Below are 16,734 nucleotides of genomic sequence, written 5' to 3'. Positions count from 1 at the left end.
GCTCTCATTTTTATATACTAAAGCCAAAGAAAAGGAAGTTTACTGTGTCACGTCGTGTTTCAGCTATTGATATCGGGTCCAACGCCATCCGCATGATGATCGCCGACGTTTCCGATCAATCCCCGACGATACAGCTTATCAAACGCTTCCGCGCCGCCGTTCGTTTAGGTCACGATGTTTTTACCGAAGGCATTATCACTCCGGCATCTATGGAAATCGCCAAGGCTACGTTTCATCATTACTCGCAAACCAACCGGGAACTGCAAGTGGTCAGCTGCCGAGCCGTCGCAACCAGTGCTTGTCGAGAGGCGAAGAACCGTCAGCAATTCGTGGATGAAATTTATAAAAGCTCCGGAATCAAAATCGAAGTCATTGATGGCACCGAAGAGGGCCGACTGATCCACTTGGCTGTCCGTAAGGAACTGGACCTCGATAATAAAAAGACCATGCTGATCGATATCGGCGGAGGCAGTGTCGAGGTGACCTTCTCTAAAGGCGATAAGATGATCGCGACCAAGTCTTTTCCGATGGGCACCGTGCGCGTGCTTGAAAACTTAAGCAAACGTCATCTCAATGAAAGCCATCTCAATATCATCATGGGTGAATTCTTAGGCGATCTCGGTGAGCATCTTTATAAAAACTGCGAACATGAGCAAGTCGACTTTGCGATCGGCACCGGTGGAAATCTAGAGTGCCTCGGAAAACTTAAAGTGCAGTTACTAAATAAAACTCCCCACACATTTTTAACTTTGGCAGAGCTTGATACCATTATTGAAAAACTACGCTCTTTAAAAGTGAAAGAACGCATTGAAAAACTCGCTCTGCGCCCCGATCGCGCCGACGTGATCGTGCCCGCGGCGATGCTAGTGCAGACTATTATGAGACAAGCTGAAACTCATAAGATTCTTATCCCCAGTGTCGGTCTTCGCGATGGACTCGTTTGGTCCATGACATCTTCTTGACATAGATTGAACTAAAACGTCACCGTTCTCACCGTGAGACAGTTTTCTCTCAAGTCCCCTTATTATCTCGAATAAGATTCGTTTCGCCCTGCGAACCTTGGCATCGCTCTTGCCTCTATTCAAGTTGATACACAATTTTTAAGGGGTAACTTATGAAACGCCTGAACGCTTATAAAAATGTTCTCACTGCAGGTTTGATCGCCGGTTCTTTAACCGTTGGAATGCCCGCAAAAGCATTTGAGCTTCCTTGGAAAAAGGCTCAAGCGGCCGCTCCAGCCCAAAAGGTTCAAACCATTGTGATTGGTGCTGACGGTCTTAGTTACTTCGCCTTCCAAGCCGCACAAAGACAAGGCCTCTTTAAAGAGTTCTCGCAAGTCGGCGCTCACGTCGCTCCTTTTCCTTCAATGACGGATCTTTCTTGGTCAACAGTGACTCACACTGCAGATCTTTTCGGAGCTGCTGGTCGCATTAAATCCGTTGAAGCAACATACTTTGACGAATCCACTCAATCAATTCAAGGTGATCCCCGCGATTATTACCGTCGCTTGGCTTTCCCTAAATACTACATGGGAGCCTTTGACTCTTTCTTCAACCCTTACGTTGAAGCTTTGATGTACTTCCCAACAGAAGAAGTTCCTAAATTGGAAGTAAAATCCGTTGTTGATGATTTGATTGCGGCAAAACCAAAACAATTCCTTACAGGTTATGTTGGTGCGGTGGATTCCACAGCGCATACGCAATTAAACCGTCTTTTCCCTGTGATGAAAGTTTTAGATGCAGAGATCAAGCGTCTTATTAAATCTTATAAAGATAAGGGCCAAGACGTTGAAGTTGTTTTGATGTCCGACCACGGTAACATCGGTCGCTTCCAAGAAGGCCAACCTGAAAATGAATTAACAGGTGTTGATATCGGCAAAGTGATTGAGCGCGCCGGCTTCAACAACGTACAACAGCTTAAAAATCAAAAGGACGTGGCAGTTCCTTTGATGGCTTTGGGCACTTGGGGTCCGGTTTATCTTAAAGACCGCAAACTTATGGGCACGTTGATCAACGAATTCAAAAAAGAAGCTTGGTTTGATCTTGCGGTTTACGTGAACCGCAACAATGCTCAAGAAACACTAATGACTGTTGTTTCTTCTGCGGGTGAAGCGAAAGTTCAATTCGATAAAAAGAACAATCTTTACTACTATTATCCAGAAACTGCGAACGTATTGCAGTTAGGTACTGTTTATCAATCAACAAAAGCCGCTCCAAAAGCTATGACAGCGACACAAGCTTTTGAAGCAGCCCAAAATTCAAAATATCCAGATTCAGTTTATCGTTTGATTGAATCTGCTTCTGAAAGAAACTTCGACTTCCCAGATTTTATCCTTACTTTGAAAGATGGATATAACATCACGTCTTCACTGGGTGCTTTCACAAAAATGTACCGTACACACGGTTCGTTAACAGCGGCCTCATCTTACGGACTTTTTGCTTCAACAAAAAGAAAAGTACCGGGACAAATTCGTTCTAAAGACATTCTTCCATTCCTTGGTATCAACCCTAAAGACCTTTTCGGTAACACAGCAAAAAGAGCCGGTCTTTCTGGTCAAGAATCATTGGCTGAAGTTCTGAAATCACGCCAAGGTATCGAAACTCAAGCGAAAGATCTTTCCCAAAAGCGCATCTTCCAACACATCACACGCTTTGTGTCTGATACACGTCCTTATTTCTTAGTTACAGAAATGAAGAGCTTTATGGAGGCCTTCAAGTTTGATCCATTCAAACAACCTGGTTCTCAGACTTTGTCTCCGATGAATTTCGATATGGCGAAGTTTGATATCAACTCCATGATCAGCCCTGAAGATATCGGTGCCGTAACCGACGCCGTACTTCAAAATTCCGGTGACGTTGAAAAATTGATGAACGACCCACGTATCGCGAAAGTAAAAGATAAAATGGGTCTTTTGAAAGATACAAAAACAGCATCAGTAGATCTTAAAGAAGACATCGCAAACAAAGATGGAATCATCGGCAGCATTGCTCAGTATGTTCTTCCTGCAAAACGCGCTGTTATGAAGATGTACCAAATGCCTGCTCTTCTTGAAAAATCTATCGTGGTTCAAGAAAAGCCTTACCTTCCAGAAACTCGCGACATGCTTTTCGCAAGACAATGGCTCGGCGGCAAAGACAAGTATGTTGATAGCTTCAAAGGTTTGAACGAAAAATACACGAATCCAAACAGTGGTGCGAAATACGCGGATTCAACAATTGCGAAAACTCTTCTTCAGGAAGCGATTAAAGAAGCAGACCTTGAAGACCGTATTTACCCAACACCAATGACGAAACTTTATAACAAGTCTTTGGATGATCTTACAATCGTCTACGTCCCAGGTATCTACAACAGCATCTTTGACAAAGAGATCTTCAGCCTTGGCTTGAACTCTTTGATGGATGAAATGGGTCTTCGTGTGATCCAGCCTCCAGTAGAAAGCACATGCGGAAGCGAAGTGAATGCTGACATCATCTTGAACTACTTGCGTGAAGATATTAAAACACGCCAACAACGCGGTCATGCTTCTCCTCGTTACTTGATCTTGGGTTACTCTAAAGGTGCCGTGGATACATTGACGGCCTTCACGAAAAATCCAAGCTTGATCTCGAACTATGTTAAAGGTTTTGTCGCGATCGCGGCTCCTTTACACGGTTCAAGCATCTTGAATACGACAGACGTTCCATTTGCTCTGGTTTCAGCTCTTTCTGAACATCAAGGCCCGGCAATCTGCAAAGAAGAAAAAACAGCTTCTAAATCCATCACACCAACAGCGATGGATGCTTTCTGGAGAAGAAATGAGCGCGGTTTGATCGGTCTGACTCGTTATTTCTCTGTGACATTCGCAAGTGACCCTGAAGATTCTCATATCTTCATGAAGGCGACAAAAATCATCGGTCAATTCGATGAAGACAATGATGGTGTTGTGACTGTGTCTTCTTCTAAATTCCCGGCGAAATTAGCAGCTGTTGATATGGGAACAATCAAAGCCGATCACTTGGCAGGTATCTTGTCCTCACGCTTTAACCAAAAAGCGTTCATGAAAGGTCTTGTAAACTCTTTGGCTGAACTTGATATCAACAACAATAAGAAAAACTTGGCTTGGAACTCAAAAGTGATTTTGGCAGCGGCGAATGCTTCTCCGATCAAATCACAAACTTACTACCGCTTAAGCCAAGACGGTCTTGCGAAACAGTACTCTTTAAAAGGCGAGCACTTTGTTGAGTTCCTTCCTTACGGCAACACTTGGGAATTGAACATGAACTTGCTTCCAAAGATTAATGACCCTGCTGACAGCTATGAACCGAAAGTGAAATTGCCACAATCGCAACTTCGCTATGAGCCGTATGCAAGCCTTGATGTCCAAAAACTTCCAGATATTATGGCCGGCGTAAAAGTAGCGCCAGCGACAAAAGCAAATATGCCAGAAGGTATCCGCATTGATTACAACCACACGAACATGGTTCACTTCCGCATGGATCACCAGTTCAACTATGAATCGCGTTCCCCAGGTGGTTTGGATGACAACAAAGACTTCGGTTACGTGACAGCAGATCATGAAGGCGAAAAATGGGCCTTGATGAAAAGTAAAAACAACTCCATCCGTATGACGACATTGGCTTACAGATTCTCTCCTGTAGAATTCTCTAAGATGATGTTGAAATTGGATGTGACTAAAGGTGTTCCAGGTGCCGATCCAGTGAAAGGTAAAACGGGTAAAGACGACTCTGCTTTCCAAGTTTGGTTCACGATCCGTGACGGTAAAGCAAATGGCGACAGAGCAACAGTAGATCCTAAGAACGACAAAGTTTTCTTGTTTGGTTACTACTGGGGTGATGCTGTGAGCGGCGAAACTCGTCAAGCCGGTCAGATCTTTGAAAACTGGTACTCGAACAAGAACATCGTGGTTGCGACTTTGCCTGAAGCAAAACAATTGCTCTTGAACAATCAAGACATGTTGGGCAAACCACAAATGTACCAAAGAAATTTGGCGGAAGATTTGAAGCGCGCCTTCCCAGATAAAAATGTGGAAGACATGGATATCGTAGCGATCACAATTCAACACGATTCCAACGATGTCGGTGACGCTTCAGAAGCTTACTTCAAAGCTTTGGATTTCTTGCCAAACTAATCGACGAGGAATTTCGGAGGAATGTAATACAGAAGCTGGGCTCCCCCAGCTTCTGCGTACGTAAAGGACTCCATCTCCAGGCCAATCACGCCGCTCTTTTTAAGATCAATAAAACTTTCTGTTTTTCCTGAAAGCATATAACTCGCAAAAGAACTTAAATGCGGTTCATGACCAATGATCGCAATACGACGATAGGTTTTCGCTTGCGTGCGCAACCATTTCACAAAGGCTTGCGGAGGACTATGCGGCACCAACTCAGGGGCTTCCACTACTTTTGTTTCAAAATAAATTTGCGACACGATCTCAGCTGTTTGACGGGCGCGAGTCAGAGGACTTGAAACGATCAAATCAATTTCTTTCACGTAATCACGCAGCTTCACGCAGACCTTTTGCATCTTTTTACGTCCTTTTAAAGTCAATGGACGTAAATGATCCTCGAGGCCTTTCTTTTTAAAATCCTCGCGCTCTTCAGCGACGGCGTGACGAATGATGATCAGTTCCACTTTTGTTGCCCTTTACTCTGCTGCGGAATGGTTTTCTTCAACCAATGTAACCCGAGCTTTCGCAATTTGCATCAAAGTTTGATGAATTCCCATATCTGTGGAGTTGCGGCGCGTGTAAGTGCCATCGCCATTCATTTGCCATGCTTGGCGCTGCTCCTTCACACAGAGCTGCAAAATCTCCCAGCATTTTTCTTTCAAGCCTCGATCTAAGATCGGAACAATGGCTTCAACACGCGCATGCAGATTGCGATACATCCAATCGGCAGAACCAATGTAGAACTCTCCATCGACAGGATCTTTCGCGCCATTTCTAAAGTAAAATAAACGGGAGTGCTCAAGGAAACGACCGATGATAGAAATCACACGGATCTTATCGCTCATGCCGGGAACACCTGGACGAAGACAGCAGAAACCTCTGACAATCATATCGATATCGACACCCTTTTGCGAAGCCGCATAGAGGGCCACAGCAATGTCGTTTTCTTCAAAGTTATTAAACTTTGCAATGATCTGCGCAGGTCTTCCGGCTTTTGCATGATCGGCTTCACGCTCAATCATGGATTTAAAACGAGAAAACATGTTCACTGGCGCAATTAAAAGATTCTGATAGTTGCTTTTCAGAGAACGACCCGTTAGGTAGTGAAAGAACTCAACAACGTCACTGGTGATTTCCTCTTTCGCCGTCAAAAGACCCAAGTCCGTGTAAAAGCGTGAGGTCGCAACGTTATAATTTCCAGTTCCGATATGACAATAACATTTCAAACCCTCTTGTTCCTGACGAACAACGAGAGAGGTCTTTGCGTGAGTTTTAAGACCGACGACGCCATAGACGACGTGCACGCCGGCATTTTCCAGTTCGGTCGCCCAATAAATATTTCTTTCTTCATCAAAACGCGCTTTAAGCTCTACCAAGCAAACAACTTGCTTTCCTTGTTCAGCGGCACGAATCAATGAACGAATGAAGGGGCTATTGTCACCAGTGCGATACAAAGTCATTTTGATTGCTAAAACTTTTGGATCATCACAGGCAACACGAATGAATTTTTCTACAGAGGCCGAAAAACTTTCGTAAGGATTGTGCACAAGCTGATCGCTCATCTTAATGGCATTAAAAATCCCGACACCTTCTTCGGCGAAGGCTGGCGTCACAACTGGCGTGTAAGGTTCAAACTTTAATTTTGGAAGATTCAAATCTGAAATCACGCTCAAATCAGTGAAATCTAGCATCGCAGGAAGTTCATAAATGTCTTCTTCGGTGATTTCTAACTCTTCCATCAAGAATTTCAGCATCCAAGGATCTGGTTTCGGTCCATGTTCTAAACGAACCACTTCGGCGAAACGGCGTTGGCGCAATTCTTCTTCGATCGCCTCTAACAAATCTTCCGCATCTTCCTGATCTTGATCCGAGTCCGCATTTCTTGTGAGTCTGAAGGGCATTACATTCAAAACCTGCATTGATGGAAATAAATCTGCGAGATTTTCTTTGATCATTTCCAGAAGACTTACAAAACGCAACGTGGAGGATTCAGGATCAATACGAATCCATTGAGGAAGCACTTTCGGAATTTTCACACGTGCAAAAAGTTTATCGTCATTGTTGGGATGCTTCAGAGTCACACCGAGTGAGATAGACAAGTTTGAAATGAACGGAAATGGATGCCCCGGATCTACAGACAGTGGCGTTAGAACAGGAAACACATTTTTATTGTAGTATTTTTTAACGAGTTCTTTTTCTTTATCCGTCAATTCTTTCCAAGATAGAAGATACACACCTTCTTTTTCCAGAGCGGGCTTTAAAACTTTGTCATAACAGATCGCTTGATCTTGCAGCATTGGATTGACGAACTGACGAATCTCTTGCAATTGCAAAAGCGGTGTTTTCCCGTCGGAAGACTTTGGCGAAATACCGTAAGCCATATGACGTTTCAAACCACCCACACGCTTCATGAAAAACTCATCAAGATTGGACGTGGAAATACTTAAAAACTTCACGCGCTCTAACAGTGGATTGCGGGCGTCTTCAGCTTCTGTCAAAACACGACGATTAAAATTCAGCCATCCGATCTCACGACTGCTGAAAAGACTTTCAGATGACAGAGGATGCTCAACGACTTTGGGCTTTCTGGTAGATTTCTTTTTTGATGTTCTTTTAGGCGAAGCCACTTTTGGCGTATTCAAAGAATCCTCCTTGACTCTTTCTTCAGATATTTCACAATAAAGCCACTTGTTTAGCAACGTCTTCTCAAGGAACAACGACATGCAAAATACCCCCAAGGAATGGACTCTTATTCAAAAGATTCGTTACCGGGTCCAGCGTCACAACGATCATACTATCGTACCGCTGGGGGACGATGCGTTTGTATTTAAAAACTTCCTTGGATATTCAGTCATTTGCCAAGACATGATGGTTGAAGATGTGCACTTCAAGCTGGACTATTTCAGTGCTTTTGATCTTGGAGCAAAAGCACTGGCGGTGAATTTAAGCGACATCGCTGCGATGGGAGCCCACCCACATTTTGCCCAGGTCTCTATCGCCTTCCCTGAAAAAATAAACGAATCTTGGCTTGACGAGTTCTATTTGGGCATGAGTCAACTTGCCGATAAATACTCCTGCGAAATCGTCGGCGGAGATCTTTCCGCAAGCCCTGACAAACTTGTTATTGATGTCAGCGTGCATGGCTCTTGCGAACATCCTTTGACTCGAAAAGGTGCCATGAAAGGCGACTTGCTTTTAAGCAGTGGTCCTTTGGGACTTTCACACACAGGCCTGATGGCGTTGCAAAAAAGATTGTCGGATTACGAAGAAGCGAAGAAAAAACATCTTCACCCTCGCCCACGTTTGGATTTGGTCGGTGCTCTCGTAAAAAAGAAAGATAAAGTGCACGCGCTGATGGACTGCAGTGATGGACTGATCAACGATGCTCTTCAACTTTGTCCCGAAGGTGCCGGCCTTCACATCTTTGCAGAAAATCTTCCTCTTCACGAAGAAACTTCTAAAATGGCTTTGGAGTTGGGCATTCCTGCTCACGAATTTTCACTTTGGGGCGGCGAAGATTACGAACTTCTTATGGTCATTTCTCCAGACGACTATGACCTGTTTAGTGGATGGCATCTTGTCGGACAGTTCACAGAAACGCCCGGAGTTTTCCTCACACACGCTGACGGAAAAGAAGAAATTAAAGAATTCAAAGGCTGGCATCACTTCTAGAGGTACGCCGTACCTTTTTGAAACGCTTTTTGTCATATTTTTTCGAATCTCAATATGAAATTTTACGGCGTACCTTCAGAGGAGTCCTGTTTTCGCCGACAAGGAATGCATGACCAGTCTTGCTCGCTATCACGGCCGATCTCCACGTTACATTCTCAATACTGAGGATGATAGCTTGGTGCGTGTCGCGGGTCCCAAACAAGTTCCTTGGGAAGAGGGCACGGAAATCAAAAATGTTTCGTTAACTGGTTTGGCCTTCACAGCTCCCGATGATCTTTGTCCATTATTGGGAGAAGTTATTAAGATTCAATTCACTCCTCCCGGTTCAAAACAGATGGCGTGCTACGGAATCGTCACGCGCCTGGAAAACATTTCCGAGTCGCGCACTTTGGTCGGCGTGCATTTTTATAAGCTAGAAATGTCACAACGAATTGTGCTCGCCCAGGGACTTGCAAGAAAATTCAAAGAAACGCAAGAACGCGGTCAGATTGATGATTTGCTCAATCGCCCGCGCAGTCAGTTCAATCTCGCCAATCTTCCGCAGCTCGTGATGATGGGCCTTCTGGGACTGCTTTGGTGTGGAGCTATTTGGAGTCTTCTCCGTTTTGAATATGTGGGACTTTACAAAGCCCTTTTAAAACTATTCTAACTTCCTAAAATTTCCTTCATTCTCTTTGCCATAAATTCTGAAAACTTTTTTACTTTGAGCGGCGTTTCTTTTTGCTCTGGAGTCACGATGCTGATCGGGGTTTCTTGACCGCGCAACGTTTTATGAATGTGCACAAGTCTTCCCGTGCGCACGTGTTCGGCGCATAAAAATTCAGGCACAAAAGCCAAGCCTTTGCCAAGTAACGCTAATTCGACAAGCATTGCGGGATTGTTGGAGGTGTAAGTGTATGTGGGTTTCAGATTGAATTTCTTACCTTCATTTCCGCGAATCATTTCAATTTTTGTTAAAAACGTAAAACCAACAAAAGGAATGTTGCTGAGCTGATTGATATCTTCCCAATTGCGATAACGCTCTAGAAGTCCCGGCGTCGCCACAAGAATGTTCTTCACAGTTCCCACACGACGAACACGCAAAGAACTGTCGCGCAGGTGCCCAATACGAATGGCGACATCAATGGATTCTTTCACAAGATCCACATAGGCTTGAGTCAGAAAAATTTCGAAGCGCACTTGCGGATACTGCTTTGAAAACTCATCGAGCAATCCCGGCAGAATATTTACGCCCATATCGTCGGAAGCCGTGATCTTGATAAGGCCCGCCACTTCTGTGGTTGTATCGCTGACCTCGGTCGATAGACTTTCTAATCCTTCCACCAATCCGCGCGCGCGTTCATAGTAAGCGCGTCCCATTTCGGTCAGTTGAAATTGACGAGTCGTTCTATAAATCAACTGCACGCCCAGCTCTTTTTCCAGTGCGGACAAGCGACGGCTAACCCTGGACTTGGGTTGACGCAGAACCTCTGCCGCCTTTGTAAAGCTTCCCGCCTGCACAAGTCTCACGAAGATACGAATTTGGTTGAGATCGAATTGTTCCATATGTGCAACAGTGTATCCCATTTATGTCACCTTTCGCAATAATGTAAATAGGGCGATACTAAGTGGGTCAAACAACAATAAAAGGAGAACTACTTATGAAAAATTTAATCCTCAGCACACTGGTGACGCTTGCAAGTGTGACAGCTTTTGCGGGAAAAACAATCCCTGCAGGAACATATGCTATCGACGCCGCTCACTCAAAAATCGGTTTCGAGATTCCTCACTTGGTGATCGCTACTGTGGAAGGTCGCTTTAATAAATTTGATGGCAGCATCACGATTGATCCAAAGTTGGAAAAATCGAAAGCGAACCTGAATGTGGATGTTGCAACGATCAACACGGACAATAAAGACCGTGACGATCACTTGAAGAGCCCGGATTTCTTTGACGTAGCGAAGAATCCAAAAATGACTTTTGTCACAAAGAAGATCGTTGGAACAGCTGATAACTTGAAACTCGTTGGCGATTTGACTTTGAAGGGTAAAACTAAAGAAGTGACTCTTGACGTGAAATACTTGGGTGATGTGAATGACCCATTTGGTAATCACAAAGTGGCTTTCTCTGCGACGGGAAAAATCAACCGTAAAGACTTCGGTTTGACTTGGAGCAAAGCTGTTGAAGCGGGTCCTGTTGTCGGCGACGAAGTGACTTTGATCATCAAGATCGAAGCCAACAAGCCGATCGAAAAGAAAGGTTAATTTTATGTCTCTCATGCCTGTGCTCTTTGTGGGTCATGGCTCACCGATGAATGCTCTCGACACGAATCCCTTCACGGTGGGACTGAACACTCTTGGAAAAATGCTTCCAAAACCACAGGCGATTCTCTGTGTCTCCGCTCACTGGGAGACACAGGGAACTCAAGTTCTTTACAATGCCGCTCCTGCGACCATTCATGATTTCTACGGTTTTCCAAAAGCTCTTTTTGATGTGCAGTATCCCGCACGCGGCCCTTTGAGTATCGCGCATGAAGCCCAAAAACTTTTACCCGATTCAACCTTGAATGAAAAATGGGGATTGGATCACGGCGCTTGGTCTGTTTTAGTTCACATGTTCCCGCATGCTGATATTCCGGTTTTTCAAGTGAGCCTTGATGTGACAAAAACTCCGGAGCAGCATTTGGAGATGGGAAAACTTTTGCGTCCCCTTCGTGAAAAAGGTGTTTTGATTTTAGGAAGCGGCAATATCGTGCACAACTTGCGCGTGCTAAACTGGCGCGAACCGACAGCCGTTTATCCTTGGAATCAAGAGTTTGATCTTGCGATTAAAAAATCTTTGGAAGAAAGAGACACAGCGACTCTGACAGGTTTTGAAAAGAAACTCGGCGAAGCCGCAGCACTTTCAGTCCCGACACCGGAACACTATCTTCCCCTGCTTTACTGTTATGGAGCTTCCACAGAGCAAGACAAAATCTCCTACCCTTACGAGGGAGGATATGAGATGGGAAGTCTTTCCATGCGCTCTGTTTTGTGGAGTTAGTTCTTTAAAGTTTCCAAATTAAGACATTTAAGATGGGGCCTTGACCACTCGTAAAACCCAGCAGAAACTTGCCAGGTTTTGCGAACTCAAAACGCAAGGCTTTGCTGACGGTTCCACAGTCACGGATCTTTCCAAAGTCGGTAGGGCTTAAGGTCTCACTCGTTGTGAGCTCCGTGATATCCATGTGAGGATAAGCATCGGTTGCAATGACATACATGCCCGCTTCAGGAATTTCGAAAGTCACGAATCCCTTGAATTCGCCTTGCTTCGCATTCAGTTGCAATTCGACTTTTTTATTCAAAGGAATGTCTTTGCTTTGGCTCGCCTCTTCACTTGCAGAATGCTTTGTTTCCTTTGAGATCCATGCTTTGTAAGCATCAGAAGAAAAATTTCTGGACGCTGTACAACCTGCTGGAACAGGTTCACCGGCGAATGCAGTAAAAGACATCAATAAGAAAAAGAAAAAAGTAAGTATGCTATAAAGTGATTTCATTTATTAGATCAACACCAAATGACGTTCAACTTCCAAAACCGGCGATGCCAAAGGCTCAATCTCAACTTTAAGATCTTTAAATTTTTTTCGCGCCAATGTGATTTCTTCGTCGATTTTTTCTTTACGAGCTTTAAGCAAAAAGTACTTCCCGTTTTTCTTATAATAGTCACGGCTGACTTCCAGGATCACATCAATCGGCTTAAATCCACGAGCTGTAACAAGCTCCACACCTTTAAGTTCTTTAGGAATCTCCCCGTGGATTTCTAAATTCGGAGCAATGGTCTTACAACAAGTTAAGAATTCCTGCTTCTTTGGACTCTTTTCGTACAAGTGGTATTTCACTTCGGGAAATTGGATAGCGTAAATCACTCCCGGAAGCCCCCCGCCCGCACCGAAATCCGCTGCGGATTTGATGTTTTTTGGAAATCTTTTAAGCGGTAAAAGACAGTCAATCACGTGATTGTCGATGAGCTCTTCGAAGGTCATTTTACGACTGACCAAGTTGAGATCCTCATTGGCCGCCCATAAAAGATCCACGTAAGCTTTTAGCTGAGGCAAGGCTTCTTCACGAAAGCCTAATTGCAAAAATAAGGGGGTTCTTTGTTCAAAATACATAAAACGAAGATAATCGAAATTTTAAGCCCAGGCTAATGATTCATGAAAAAGTTAAGCCGACTTCAGGTTTTTGGGGTAAAATAACCCTAAGGAGCCATCTATGACGAGATCGATACGATTTCAACCAGATCCGCTGGATCATGCCCTCATAGATTTTCATGATGAAACGGGCTTTGCGGCCACGGCCGTTGCTTTGATCCTCAATGAATCTTATACGGGCTGTGCCCTACTTATCAAAACCATGGAAACCGTCGAAAAAGACCAAGTTATCAAAGTGAAGGTCGGACGCCTTTCCCCGATGCGCGCCAAAGTCATCTGGGTCAAAGCGGTCGATGACAATGTGGTGAAAGCTGGAATTCAATTTTTAGATTAAAGTCAGAAATAAAAAAGCTCCCCTAAGGGAGCTTTTTTCGTCTTAAGCGTCAAGAGCTTCTGAGCCCACAGCCGCAAAGGCTTGTTTTGTTTTCTCACGAACCTCGTCGCGTTTTTTGAATTTATCCATCAACGAATAAACGCAAGGAACTACGAACAACGTCAACGCTGTGGAGACAACCACACCACCGATCAAACAAATCGCCATCGGTCGCATTGTTTCGGAACCTGCTCCTGTCGCTGTCGCCGAAGGAATGGCCGCCGCAATCGTTGCAATCGAAGTCATTAGGATCGGACGAAGACGAATTGGGCAGGCCTCGATCAACGCGGCTTTCGCATCACGAGTTCCGCGATCCCGAACCGTATTCGTAAACTCAATCAACAGGATGGAGTTCTTTTTCACGATACCCATTAAAAGTAACAAACCGATCATTGAGAACATATTCAATGATTGACCCGTGATCAGCAACGCGAAGAATGCACCACTGAAACTAAACGGCAAGGCCATCAAGATCGTCACAGGATCAATGAACGAGTTGAACTGACTCGCCAAAACCATGTAGGCAATCACAAGACCTAACACCAAAGCAAAGATCAAACTTTGGAAAGACTCTTTAAATGTTTTCGAGCTTCCGCCTTGATCGATCATGTAACCAGGACCGAGCATTTTCTTCGCCGTTGCTTCCACATAGTTCATCGCCGTTTGCTGTGAAACGCCCGGCTTTAAGTTCGCAGTCACCGTGATGGCACGTTGACGGTTGGAACGAGAGATCGACTGCAGACTTGAACCCATTTCTTCTTTCGTCACGCGAGGAAGTGGAATTAAATTCCCACGACTGTTTCCTACGAACAAAGTTTTAATCTCATCCATCGGATTTCCCTGATCGACAAGCTTCACTTTGATATCGTAACGGTGCCCACCCTCTGGATACTCGCCGACTTTCACTCCACCGATCAGAGCATTCACGGTCGAACCGATAGACTTAATACTTACACCATGCTGAGCCGCCGAGACGCGATCCGGCTTCACTTGGATTTCAGGCATACCTAAAAGATAGTTGGAATCGACGTCGACCATCAGGCCGCTTTTTTCCATCTCTTTCATCATGTCTTGCGTGTACTTCGCAAGTTTGTCCCAGTCGGAACCCAAGATCGTAAACTCAATCGGATAACCACGACCGCCCGAGAAACCTTGTTGTGACAAGTCCATCAAGACGGGACGCACATCTTGAATTTTCGCGAGCTCTTTACGTGCAATCTGCATGAACTCTTGTTGCGAAAGTGGCTTTCCTTTTTCTGGGTCCTTGCCACGATCTTTCACATCTTTCAACGTCACAAACATCATCGTCGTGTTGGCATCAGAAGCACCACCACCAAAACCACCGATAGCCGCATACACTTGTTGAACTTCAGGACGAGAGAGCAACCACTTCTCAGCCTGTTTGGTCTGCTGGTCCGTGTACGGTAAAGACGTTCCCACCGGAAGCATCAAACGCGCGATGAAGATACTTTGGTCTTGCGCCGGGCTCATCTCTTTGTTCAAGAATTTGATAGAAACAAAAGACACCGCCACGAAGACGATAGAGCCAAGAACAACTTTCCAACGATGCTCTAAAGATTTACGCAACCACACGTCGTAAGAAACTTTGAGGTTTTCCATGAACGCTTCAAACGCACGACCAATTTTTGTTGTTCTTTCACCGTGATGAACAAAACCCGCACAACGCATTGGCGTGATCGTTAAAGACTCCACCAAGGACAAGAAGACCGCGATGGAGATCGTCACACCGAATTGCATGAAGAACTTACCGATGATCCCCTTCATAAAAGCGACTGGTAAGAAGATCGCAATAACGGCGGCTGTCGCGGCCATTGCAGCAAACGAAATTTCGCGCGCGCCTAAGATCGCAGACTCAATACGTCCTCTTCCGTTTTCGTTATAGCGGAAGATATTTTCTAGAACCATGATGGCGTCATCCACGACGATACCAATCGCCAGCGTCAGACCCAACAAGGTGAATGTATTTAGAGTATAACCGAGGAAGTAAAGACCGATGAAGGCCCCCAACAACGAGGTCGGAATCGACAGTAAAACGTTGAACGTCGCTGACCAGCTTCCCAAAAACAACCAACACACCAAAGATGTCAAGATCACCGCAAGCATCAAGTGTTTGTTCAACTCGTGCACGGATTGCTCAATGAACTTTGTACTGTCAAAGTTCACTTGAATTTTCATACCTTCAGGAAGCTGTGTTTGGATCTCGTTGATTTTTTCTTTCACGGCTTTCGCAACAGCCACGGCATTGGTTCCACGCTGCTTACGGATACCTAAACCCAACGCTGTCTTGCCATTAAAGCGCGACATACGAGAAATCTTATCCAGCCCCATGCTCGCATCGGCCACTTGAGAGATCTTCACCATATTCGTTGGATCAGCGACCGTGGCACCGGCCCGGCGGCTGATCACGATAGAGCGGAATTCCTCTTCCGTTTTCGCCTCACCCATCGTACGGACGTTGAAAGTTTTTTTATCCGTTTCGATGTAACCACCAGGAAGCTCGGAGTGTTCACTGGAGATTGCATCCATCACATCGCTCACCGCGATGTTATAACGAATCAAATCTTTCGGACGAACACGCACACGCATCACAGGATCCGTGTAACCACCAAGGAAGATGTCACCGACACCTTCAACAGTTGTGAAGCGGTCCTTCAAATAATCGCGCGCATAACGCATTAAGAATTCAGGATCTTCTTTTTCGTAAGTCAGTGCCAACCAAATGATCGGCTGGTCATCCGGATTTGTTTTGGAAAGTGTTGGAGCATCTACGTCATCTGGCAAAAGGCGCTGAGCCGCTGCTACCTTGGCTTGCACGTCTTGCAAAGCCACGTCGATATTGCGATCTAGATCGAACTCCACGGTGATCGTTGCAGAGCCCGTTTTACTGCTCGACTTGATGGACTGAATCCCCTCCACCGACATCAATGAACTTTCAATCGGGTCGACAACCTGCGTTTCCATCACCTCAGGCGCAGCCCCCTGCAGAGTCACGCTGACGTTCACCGTTGGAAAGTCGACGTCTGGCATCTGACTCACGCCCATACGAGAGAATGAGATCAGACCGAAAATCATCAATCCAAACATCAACATCCACGCAAATACGGGATTCTTAATCGAAATATCCGAGAGCTTCATTTAACACTCCTCATAAGACTCGCCACTGTAGGCAATCCCTGTAAAATAGTCATTACGATTTTCTTTCAACACATCGCTCTCAAAGCCTTGAAATCCTTATGTTTGTTAGCCCCCCTTAGGAGGCTAAACTTCGGTTGACAGACCCCTTTCATCGGACTATTCCTGACGCCGCATTTAAATACAGTCTTCGAGGTGGGA

Annotated in this window: 13 protein-coding genes; 7 read left to right on the top strand and 6 right to left on the bottom strand. The window is 45.1% G+C overall.

Features of this window, described 5'->3' with window-relative positions; translation table 11 throughout:
* The first annotated feature begins 44 nt into the window (after positions 1-44).
* Together AAAA78_RS04680 and AAAA78_RS04675 are read left to right on the top strand one after the other, a co-directional pair.
* On the top strand, positions 45-962 hold the full coding sequence (locus tag AAAA78_RS04680; RefSeq protein WP_340590598.1) for a Ppx/GppA phosphatase family protein: 918 nt from the start codon (positions 45-47) through the stop codon (positions 960-962).
* A 152-nt stretch (positions 963-1,114) separates the two neighbouring features.
* Positions 1,115-5,128 (top strand): hypothetical protein, encoded by a 4,014-nt coding sequence (locus tag AAAA78_RS04675; protein ID WP_340590597.1) that lies wholly within the window; start codon positions 1,115-1,117, stop codon positions 5,126-5,128.
* On the opposite strand, the gene sixA is transcribed toward AAAA78_RS04675, so the two are convergent.
* Both sixA and ppk1 read right to left on the bottom strand, forming a co-directional pair.
* Positions 5,125-5,631: a phosphohistidine phosphatase SixA gene (sixA, locus tag AAAA78_RS04670; protein ID WP_340590596.1), complete on the bottom strand. Its 507-nt coding sequence runs from the start codon at positions 5,629-5,631 to the stop codon at positions 5,125-5,127. The two genes, AAAA78_RS04675 and sixA, sit on opposite strands and share 4 nt — an antisense overlap.
* A 12-nt stretch (positions 5,632-5,643) precedes the next feature.
* On the bottom strand, positions 5,644-7,809 hold the full coding sequence (gene ppk1, locus AAAA78_RS04665) for a polyphosphate kinase 1 (RefSeq protein ID WP_340590595.1): 2,166 nt from the start codon (positions 7,807-7,809) through the stop codon (positions 5,644-5,646).
* A 79-nt stretch (positions 7,810-7,888) separates the two neighbouring features.
* Here ppk1 and thiL point away from each other — a divergent pair, with 79 nt between their 5' ends.
* Positions 7,889-8,839 carry a thiamine-phosphate kinase gene (thiL, locus tag AAAA78_RS04660; RefSeq protein ID WP_340590594.1) on the top strand — a complete coding sequence of 317 codons (951 nt, stop codon included), beginning with the start codon at positions 7,889-7,891 and terminating at the stop codon, positions 8,837-8,839.
* A gap of 109 nt (positions 8,840-8,948) precedes the next feature.
* On the top strand, positions 8,949-9,488 hold the full coding sequence (locus AAAA78_RS04655) for a PilZ domain-containing protein (RefSeq protein ID WP_340590593.1): 540 nt from the start codon (positions 8,949-8,951) through the stop codon (positions 9,486-9,488).
* On the opposite strand, the gene AAAA78_RS04650 is transcribed toward AAAA78_RS04655, so the two are convergent.
* Positions 9,485-10,405 (bottom strand): LysR family transcriptional regulator, encoded by a 921-nt coding sequence (locus tag AAAA78_RS04650; protein ID WP_340590592.1) that lies wholly within the window; start codon positions 10,403-10,405, stop codon positions 9,485-9,487. The two genes, AAAA78_RS04655 and AAAA78_RS04650, sit on opposite strands and share 4 nt — an antisense overlap.
* Positions 10,406-10,479: 74 nt before the next feature.
* On the opposite strand from AAAA78_RS04650, the gene AAAA78_RS04645 reads away from it, so the two are divergent.
* Both AAAA78_RS04645 and ygiD read left to right on the top strand, forming a co-directional pair.
* Entirely contained in the window at positions 10,480-11,082 is a 603-nt protein-coding gene (locus tag AAAA78_RS04645; RefSeq protein ID WP_340590591.1) for a YceI family protein, read from the top strand.
* A 4-nt stretch (positions 11,083-11,086) separates the two neighbouring features.
* Complete coding sequence (gene ygiD / locus AAAA78_RS04640) at positions 11,087-11,860, top strand: 4,5-DOPA dioxygenase extradiol (protein ID WP_340590589.1); 774 nt, start codon at positions 11,087-11,089, stop codon at positions 11,858-11,860.
* A 4-nt stretch (positions 11,861-11,864) separates the two neighbouring features.
* On the opposite strand, the gene AAAA78_RS04635 is transcribed toward ygiD, so the two are convergent.
* A complete protein-coding gene (locus AAAA78_RS04635) occupies positions 11,865-12,308 on the bottom strand; it encodes a hypothetical protein (protein WP_340590588.1) in 444 nt (147 codons plus the stop codon).
* A gap of 48 nt (positions 12,309-12,356) precedes the next feature.
* Complete coding sequence (locus AAAA78_RS04630) at positions 12,357-12,968, bottom strand: 16S rRNA (guanine(527)-N(7))-methyltransferase RsmG (RefSeq protein WP_340590587.1); 612 nt, start codon at positions 12,966-12,968, stop codon at positions 12,357-12,359.
* 100 nt (positions 12,969-13,068) lie between these two features.
* Between AAAA78_RS04630 and AAAA78_RS04625 the strand changes: the two genes are divergently transcribed.
* Positions 13,069-13,341, top strand: a complete 273-nt coding sequence (locus tag AAAA78_RS04625) for a hypothetical protein (RefSeq protein WP_295903322.1) — start codon at positions 13,069-13,071, stop codon at positions 13,339-13,341.
* 42 nt (positions 13,342-13,383) lie between these two features.
* Here the strand turns inward: AAAA78_RS04625 and AAAA78_RS04620 are convergent, their stop codons facing one another.
* Positions 13,384-16,536: an efflux RND transporter permease subunit gene (locus AAAA78_RS04620; protein ID WP_340590585.1), complete on the bottom strand. Its 3,153-nt coding sequence runs from the start codon at positions 16,534-16,536 to the stop codon at positions 13,384-13,386.
* Positions 16,537-16,734 lie beyond the last annotated feature (198 nt).

This window comes from Bdellovibrio sp. BCCA, from assembly GCF_037996825.1.
Lineage (GTDB): Bacteria > Bdellovibrionota > Bdellovibrionia > Bdellovibrionales > Bdellovibrionaceae > Bdellovibrio.
This window is presented reverse-complemented; position numbering and strand designations above follow the sequence as displayed.

Coding starts and splice junctions, on each gene's coding strand:
- AAAA78_RS04650 (WP_340590592.1), bottom strand. CDS start 10,405: ATGGGATACACTGTTGCACATATGGAACAATTCGATCTCAACCAAATT.
- AAAA78_RS04630 (WP_340590587.1), bottom strand. CDS start 12,968: ATGTATTTTGAACAAAGAACCCCCTTATTTTTGCAATTAGGCTTTCGT.
- AAAA78_RS04645 (WP_340590591.1), top strand. CDS start 10,480: ATGAAAAATTTAATCCTCAGCACACTGGTGACGCTTGCAAGTGTGACA.
- ygiD (WP_340590589.1), top strand. CDS start 11,087: ATGTCTCTCATGCCTGTGCTCTTTGTGGGTCATGGCTCACCGATGAAT.
- AAAA78_RS04675 (WP_340590597.1), top strand. CDS start 1,115: ATGAAACGCCTGAACGCTTATAAAAATGTTCTCACTGCAGGTTTGATC.
- thiL (WP_340590594.1), top strand. CDS start 7,889: ATGCAAAATACCCCCAAGGAATGGACTCTTATTCAAAAGATTCGTTAC.
- AAAA78_RS04635 (WP_340590588.1), bottom strand. CDS start 12,308: ATGTCTTTTACTGCATTCGCCGGTGAACCTGTTCCAGCAGGTTGTACA.
- AAAA78_RS04620 (WP_340590585.1), bottom strand. CDS start 16,536: ATGAAGCTCTCGGATATTTCGATTAAGAATCCCGTATTTGCGTGGATG.
- AAAA78_RS04655 (WP_340590593.1), top strand. CDS start 8,949: ATGACCAGTCTTGCTCGCTATCACGGCCGATCTCCACGTTACATTCTC.
- AAAA78_RS04625 (WP_295903322.1), top strand. CDS start 13,069: ATGACGAGATCGATACGATTTCAACCAGATCCGCTGGATCATGCCCTC.